The organism is Dyadobacter sp. (genome assembly GCF_051859145.1).
GTDB lineage: Bacteria > Bacteroidota > Bacteroidia > Cytophagales > Spirosomataceae > Dyadobacter.
In genome coordinates this window covers 1-6703 of sequence record NZ_JBHYGF010000237.1, presented here as the reverse complement: position 1 = coordinate 6703, position 6703 = coordinate 1, and the positions used below count along the sequence as shown (strand labels likewise).

Sequence of the window (6703 nt, the reverse complement as noted above, 5' to 3'; positions counted from 1 at the left end):
CGTTGAGCTCGGGAATTCGTTTTTAAGGTTTTTCTAATGCTACACTATACTAAGCAAGAAAAAAGGATGTCTATCTTGGCTGAATTTCTGGCTAAACTTATCAATATGCATTTCGGATATGTCCGCTTTTTCGATAGTTCGGAAAACTTAACCTTTCAATTAAGCGAACTCCAAAAATTTGGTTGTATGAGTCTTTGGATAGAGACCGCGGGCCACGCAGCTAGAAAATATCCCGAATTCGAAAAGCTAAAATTGAGCCTAAGTAAGGGTGACTACCTTGTAGTTTTTAAAAGAGAAGATCTGGGTACCGAAGCTGAATTCATAGATTTGTTAATAGAGTTAGGCCAAAATCATATTCACACCATTTGCATCCAAGAAAGGATTGACACTTCAAATGAATTCGCAAGCGTAGAGCATGATTAGCATTCCTAAGCTCTGCCTACCGTGCACATTCAGGCGTTGATTTGGGACAATTTATTTTAGCCAAGATTAGAAAAAGAATAAATTATAAAATAATTCTTACTCGGTTTCTTATCTCAAATTATTCTATACATTAGCCGTTAAAACTACCCTTCCGAGCATTTTACATGAAACAAGTGGTAATGATCTTCTCGCAGCGGAAGGTTATTTTAGCTTGTTATCTGGCTGTAAGCCTATTGACAGGTATCTGGCAATTTGCCCTTGGGCCAGCCAGGTATGACCATTTCTTGGTGCTTAATAGCGCATTTGACCACTTGGTCGCCCAGCAAAACTTGTATTTGGACTATCCTGATGAATATACGGGTAGGTTCTCGTATCATCCTATTGTGGTAATTTTATTTGCACCAATCGGTTTGTTAAGCGCGGGCTGGGGTATGTTGTTATGGTTGTTGCTAATAGCCTGCATCCTTTTCTATGCCATTGGTCGCCTGCCACTCAGTTATGACGATAGAGTACTTTTTTGGTGGCTAATTTTAGTTGAGCTGGGTATATCCCTGAACCTGCAGCTCCATGACCCACTGATCGGAGCTCTGGGTTTGCTGACGTTATCGTCTTTACAACGTGGGCAAAGCAAAAGGGCCGCGCTTTACCCAGTCCTGGCTTGCTGTTTACATCCATATGCGATTTTGCTTGGCGCCTTATTCGTTTTTTATCCAAATCGCCGCCGATATTTAACCCAAGTCCTTGTCTGGGCCCTTGTTGTATGCATCGCACCTTTGTACTTTACTACCATTGCGCACTTCAGCCGTTTATATATGGATTGGGCCGGTTTTTTATCACAAAACCTAAACCTTTTTCCAGTAACAAGCACCGGACGAATCGGATCTTCGATTATAAGCGAGTGGGAGATCTATTTGGCTGGCGGATTTTGTTTTACTCTGATTTGGGTATATAATTTGGTCAAGCTTGAAAATATTGACCGAAAGAAAATGTTGCTCCTTTTGGCATATTGCTTTCTATGGATCAGTGTTCTTCAAAATGGATTGTGGACAGCTTCAAATTTTTTAACATCCCTTTCGCTGATCTTGTTTTTCCTTGTCAACAAGCAACAAACAAAAACCTTTTTGATCGTCTTGTCGCTTTCATTGCTTGTTGTTACCTTTTTTGCTGGCCTTGATATGTATGTTGCTGATTGGATAAAAGATTCTGCATTTCTAGAACTTGGGCCTGGCATTGTTATCCTTCTTACGCTACAATGCTGGCTACTGGGGTCAAACCGGCAAAATGATTATTCAACGCTCTAAAGGCTGGTAACAATGGATATAAGTAAAAACGTTACTGAAATTATCAGCAAAAAAACCGACATTGATGCTACTCTGATTATGCCTGAAATGAAGTTGAAGAAAGATCTAGGTATGGATTCCCTTGATGTAATTAAACTAATCGTTGATCTTGAAAAAGAATACAAAATAATGCTCCCGGAAGATGCCGTGGAGAATTTTCATTCCACCCTGCCTATCCGCTTCGCCCCGCCAAAAATGATTAGCCCGAGCATAATTAATATGGCTCCCAGTTCATAGGCCTGTGGAAGTACTTCAAAAGTTTTCAGTTACCATCTATGCCAGTATTAAACACTTTGGAATAGATACGCAATCAAGAAAATACTGATAAGGAAGATGACGCCTGTCATCAAAGTGGTCAGTAAAGTTGTTGGTTTGTAGCACCCGACTTTAAGCTGTTTGGTGAAAGCACTAATCGAAGATAAAATCTGGATTGATAGTCATGAGTCAATTGCCCTTTTTACAAATGCTCCCAAAAAACTTCCCACAAAACTGAGAATGAGCGCGCCAATCAGTCCAAATAATTCCAGTTCGCGTTTTGCTTGATCATGTTCTGTAGCACCTAAAATCAGAAAATATCCCATAGTAATAACGGCACATAAGGCAATAGCCCAGATCCACCCTTTTTTTGTTTGTAACATTCCAATAACCCATGATACGGCAACAGCGATCAGATAGGGAGTGTGAATATGGGTGGCGTATTTTACGTAGTACGTAATTACTCCACCTCCGATTAGAACCACTAATATGGTGATAATGAACCCTGACTTAGATAATGATCTGCTTTTTGTCTCTTCCATAATAATGATTTTAGGACGTGCGGCTGTCTTTTATATAAGTTGCCGCAGGAAATTATAATTTCTCTGACCCGGCCATCGGCACATGTCTGTAAAGAAGCGAATATTCATATTTTGGTTTCACTAAATAGCCTTATTCGTCAGTGAATTTGTTCCAGCTGGGCTTGAAGATCATTCTGAGTGATTGATCTTTTGTAAAATAAGCGACCATCCAGTTGAACAAAGTCCTGAAACGGTTCTTTTTAGTAATCAATGAGATAAGATGCACAAATAACCAGGCAAACCAGGCAATCATACCATTGAAATGTACTTTTGGTTTGGGCAGGTCCGCTACCGCTTTCATTCTGCCAATAATGGCCATGGAACCTTTGTCAACATATTTGAAGGCTTTCAGCGGCTTATTTTCAATCAGAAGTTTAAAATTTTTCGCCAGGCGCTTGCCTTGCTGAATCGCTACCTGTGCAACTTGCGGATGCCCGTTGACAAAATCAGGATCGGTCATTTGCAAACAGATATCACCTATCGCATAAATATTTTCCGTTGCGTTTACTTTGTTGTGTTCATCCACAAGCAACCGCGCACCTCTTCCGTAACTGTCGGCCAATATGCCATCAAACAACTTGCCTGTGACGCCAGCAGCCCAAATCAAGTTTTTGGTTGAAATGGTTTCGTCGTCGGAAAGTATCACTGTATCATTGACGAAATCTTTTACGCGACAATTTAACCTGACCTTTACACCCAGAAGCCGCAACTGATCATAAGTCTCCTTTTGCGATTTTTCACTCATCGGCGAAAGCAGTTCCCCTGCGCTTGTGAGTAGATAAATCTCTCCACCCTTCCCTACCAGTTCAGGATATTCCTTTTGTAATATGCCGTTTCGCATTTCAGCAAACATACCCGATAATTCAACACCCGTTGGCCCTCCTCCTGCTATGACAATGGTAAGCAATTTCCTGAGCTGATCGGGATCTTCGATAACGCTGGCCTGTTCCATCTGCCGCAAAAGCTTGTTGCGCATTTCCAGCGCATCGTCCAGCGTTTTCATTGAAATGGCATTATTCTTAAAATTATCGGAACCGAAATAATTGGTTTTTGCTCCCGTTGCAAAAACCAAATAATCATAAGTCAGCTCTCCACTGGATAATATGACTTTATTCTCGTCGGGCATCACACGCTGCAAATAGCCTAATCGAAACTTCACATTCGTGAAATTCCGGAACAGTTTTCTAAATGGGTAACTAATGCTGGAAGGTTCCAGAAACCCTGTTGCCACCTGGTAAATCAGGGGAGGGAAAAAATTATAGTTGTTCTTGTCAACCAGGGTTATCTCAAATCGTTTGTCATTTCCTAATGAGCGGGCCAGGTTCACTCCGGCGAAACCACCACCTACTATTACTATCTTCATTTCAAATGAACTGGTTTGTTAAATGCTACTAAATCCGGTTGAGACAGATATTTAAGCTTCCACAGCTTTCAGGTATTTTTTGTTTTTCATTCTCAGGTACACGCCGTTTGTCCATCCGAAACCTTCCTGGACCTCATATTCTCCCCCACCCGCTATAAGGTTGGTGTCTGATACATTGTATTTTTCCAGCATCTTTCCGGAATGCTTGAACTCCTTGTCGATCAGTCTGAGCCATTCATCCGATATCTCATCAGCCGTCTCGTGGAAGTTATAATTACGCAAACCTTTGTATGCGATCCAATGTAAAGGTGCCCAACCGTTAGGTGCATCCCACTGCTGGTTGGACCTGACCTTAGTTGTGAGCAGACCGCCTGATTTCATAAAGTTCAACCGGATGTAGCCCTTCACAGACTTGGCCTGCCTGCTGGATGCAAGTTTAAAAAACAAAGGAAAAGCGCCTGCCAGTGTCACATGTTTTGTAAAATCACGCTTCTGAAAATCATAATCCATATAGAATTTCTTCTTGTCGTCCCAGAAATACGTCTGGATAGCAAGGGCACGTCTGGCTGCTTTTTGTTCATATGCAAGATGCATTTCCCTGTCGTCTTTTAGTAAATAAGCTTCTGCCAGTGTTTTTTCCAGAAAATACATCAGGCAATTCAGATCAACCGGTAAAATATCGGTGGTATGGACTGTCGAGAAATCATGCTCGTCTGCAAACCAGCGGCTGCTGAAATCCCAGCCCGATTCGGCTGCCGCCCTGATATGGCGGTATGTCTCTTGGGGAGCTAAACCATACTTTTCCCATGCTTCATGTCCCAGCTCCACATCCTCGTGGTAAGATTCCGGCCGTGGGGTGGAACGATCATCCCAATATCTGTTTAGAACAGCTCCGCCCGGTAAATTCACGAGCCTTCTATGCGCACTAAAAGGCTTGCTTGAATCGCCTGGTTCCATCCAATAGTCGTACTCATGCTGCATATGCGTCAGATATTTTGTCAGGATGTGCTTTCCCTCCATATCGCTATACAGTTTGAGCATCAATGAAAAGAATGGCGGCTGCGACCGGCTTAAATAATACGTTCGGTTGGCAGTGGGAATAAATCCGAAGCTGTCGATGAGATATGCGAAATTGTTGATCATATGCCCGATTAGTTCAGTTTTGCCCGACTCTTTCAATCCCAGCATTGTGAAATAAGTATCTCAATAGTATATCTCTCTGAAGCGCCCGCCTGGCACAACATAAGGATGTGGAAGCGGGATCAGCGAACAGCCACTCTCCTGGTCATCGGGTTGCCGTGTAAGTACGGCCCATAACTTTTCGACGTGCTCGGAAACGGTTCCTTGTTTGTTTGCAACGAACGTGGAGGCAATATGGGCAGGAATACTAAAATTTGATCTGACAAAACCGGCCATATCAAATCCCGGTTTTTGCTTTTCCTGGTCATATGCTTCCATAATTAATGCGGGCTCTTTAAGCGGAATGGCGTCAGCAAATGTTTTGGAATCCTCAAATTGATGACTGTTCTGAACGTCGGCGAATAACGTTCCGAAGATCTCCTCGGGAGATGCGTACGAACGTTTTTGAGTAACCGAAGGGAAAATATATTCTTTCAAAATGATATTGATTAGGTTATCAAACTGGCATGAAATAGTAAACTCTGGGTGCTTGGTAGAATTCGTACATGGAATTACAAAAAGCACTTCTTTAACTATTACCAATAATGATACCAGTAGTTAATCCAGAAGTAAAATCAGAGTAGGTATACTTTATTGCATGTAGAAACAGGGTTACTTGTACTGCCGCTATTGGCTGGCAGCATAAAACCAGATATAGAAAATACAATTGCATACGTTGCCGTTGGAGAAGCGAGAAACAGGCTCAATCAAAATCTATAACTTTCTAATAACCAACTGTTTGAATGTTTAATTCGAGGTTATTAACGATGTCTGATTACCTGACATATTCGTTATGTAAGACAAATTAAGTAGTAATTAAAAAGAAATTCATATTCAGATAAACCCGACAAAACACCTATATAAAATCTGGGTTTGTTAACAGTTTAATGTTTTTCTAATCTTAAAATGCGACCCTTGGCACGGCTATATTTTTTTAAATTGGTGATTCAATTAAATTATACCACCCATCGTATCAGGCAGGAATTAAATGATTTCGTGATTGAGTTATTAAAATGAATTAAGAGATTCTGATTATTCAACCAAGGACTTGATCGTAGTATTGAAGAAAAGTAAGATAATCAGGATTGCAATTGCAAGTCTAATGTAATTCTAATCTAATAAATGAAATCGTGGCATGGAAATGCTTACCATATCGTCATCGCCGTTTTATTAAATTATAAAAATTATGAAATTACCTACCAAAGAATTAATTCAGAGGCTATCATCTATTTCGACTGGACCCTGCATATCTATATATATGCCTACACATCGGACTCATCCAGACAATGGGCAGGATCCAATACGGTTTCAAAACCTGCTTAAAGAATTGGAGGCTTCATTATCCCAGAAATATTCAGTAAGCGAAGTAAAATCATACTTAGAGCAATTTGAAAATATCAGAGAAGATAAAGATTTCTGGAACCACAATCTGGATGGCCTTGCTATCTTTTGTTCAGAAGGTGTTTTCGAATTGGTGAGCTTGCCTGTTGTGGTCACTGAGCTGGTGGTTGTCGCTGAAAGCTTTCATACTAAACCTATGCGCAAGTATCTACAAACAGAAG

General features: G+C 41.0%; 5 protein-coding genes and 2 pseudogenes. 4 read left to right on the top strand and 3 right to left on the bottom strand.

All coding sequences use genetic code 11. The features are described 5' to 3' along the window. Positions 1-75 precede the first annotated feature (75 nt). The 3 genes from ACTIE6_RS14565 to ACTIE6_RS14555 all read left to right on the top strand — a co-directional run bounded on the left by ACTIE6_RS14565 (position 76) and on the right by ACTIE6_RS14555 (position 2000). Complete coding sequence (locus ACTIE6_RS14565) at positions 76-423, top strand: recombinase family protein (protein WP_439557334.1); 348 nt, start codon at positions 76-78, stop codon at positions 421-423. 164 nt (positions 424-587) lie between these two features. Then, on the top strand, positions 588-1724 hold the full coding sequence (locus ACTIE6_RS14560) for a hypothetical protein (RefSeq protein WP_439557333.1): 1137 nt from the start codon (positions 588-590) through the stop codon (positions 1722-1724). A gap of 12 nt (positions 1725-1736) precedes the next feature. Beyond that, positions 1737-2000 (top strand): acyl carrier protein, encoded by a 264-nt coding sequence (locus ACTIE6_RS14555; protein ID WP_439557332.1) that lies wholly within the window; start codon positions 1737-1739, stop codon positions 1998-2000. A 200-nt stretch (positions 2001-2200) separates the two neighbouring features. Here ACTIE6_RS14555 and ACTIE6_RS14550 read toward each other — a convergent pair whose 3' ends face one another. The 3 genes and pseudogenes from ACTIE6_RS14550 to treA all read right to left on the bottom strand — a co-directional run bounded on the left by ACTIE6_RS14550 (position 2201) and on the right by treA (position 5579). Further along, positions 2201-2560, bottom strand: a complete 360-nt coding sequence (locus ACTIE6_RS14550; RefSeq protein WP_439557331.1) for a hypothetical protein — start codon at positions 2558-2560, stop codon at positions 2201-2203. 130 nt (positions 2561-2690) lie between these two features. Further along, positions 2691-3962: an NAD(P)/FAD-dependent oxidoreductase gene (locus ACTIE6_RS14545; protein ID WP_439557330.1), complete on the bottom strand. Its 1272-nt coding sequence runs from the start codon at positions 3960-3962 to the stop codon at positions 2691-2693. 51 nt (positions 3963-4013) lie between these two features. Further along, positions 4014-5579: pseudogene (gene treA, locus ACTIE6_RS14540) on the bottom strand (alpha,alpha-trehalase TreA). 748 nt (positions 5580-6327) lie between these two features. On the opposite strand from treA, the pseudogene ACTIE6_RS14535 reads away from it, so the two are divergent. Further along, positions 6328-6703: pseudogene (locus ACTIE6_RS14535) on the top strand (hypothetical protein); the annotation flags it as partial.

Coding starts and splice junctions, on each gene's coding strand:
- ACTIE6_RS14560 (WP_439557333.1), top strand. CDS start 588: ATGAAACAAGTGGTAATGATCTTCTCGCAGCGGAAGGTTATTTTAGCT.
- ACTIE6_RS14555 (WP_439557332.1), top strand. CDS start 1,737: ATGGATATAAGTAAAAACGTTACTGAAATTATCAGCAAAAAAACCGAC.
- ACTIE6_RS14550 (WP_439557331.1), bottom strand. CDS start 2,560: ATGGAAGAGACAAAAAGCAGATCATTATCTAAGTCAGGGTTCATTATC.
- ACTIE6_RS14545 (WP_439557330.1), bottom strand. CDS start 3,962: ATGAAGATAGTAATAGTAGGTGGTGGTTTCGCCGGAGTGAACCTGGCC.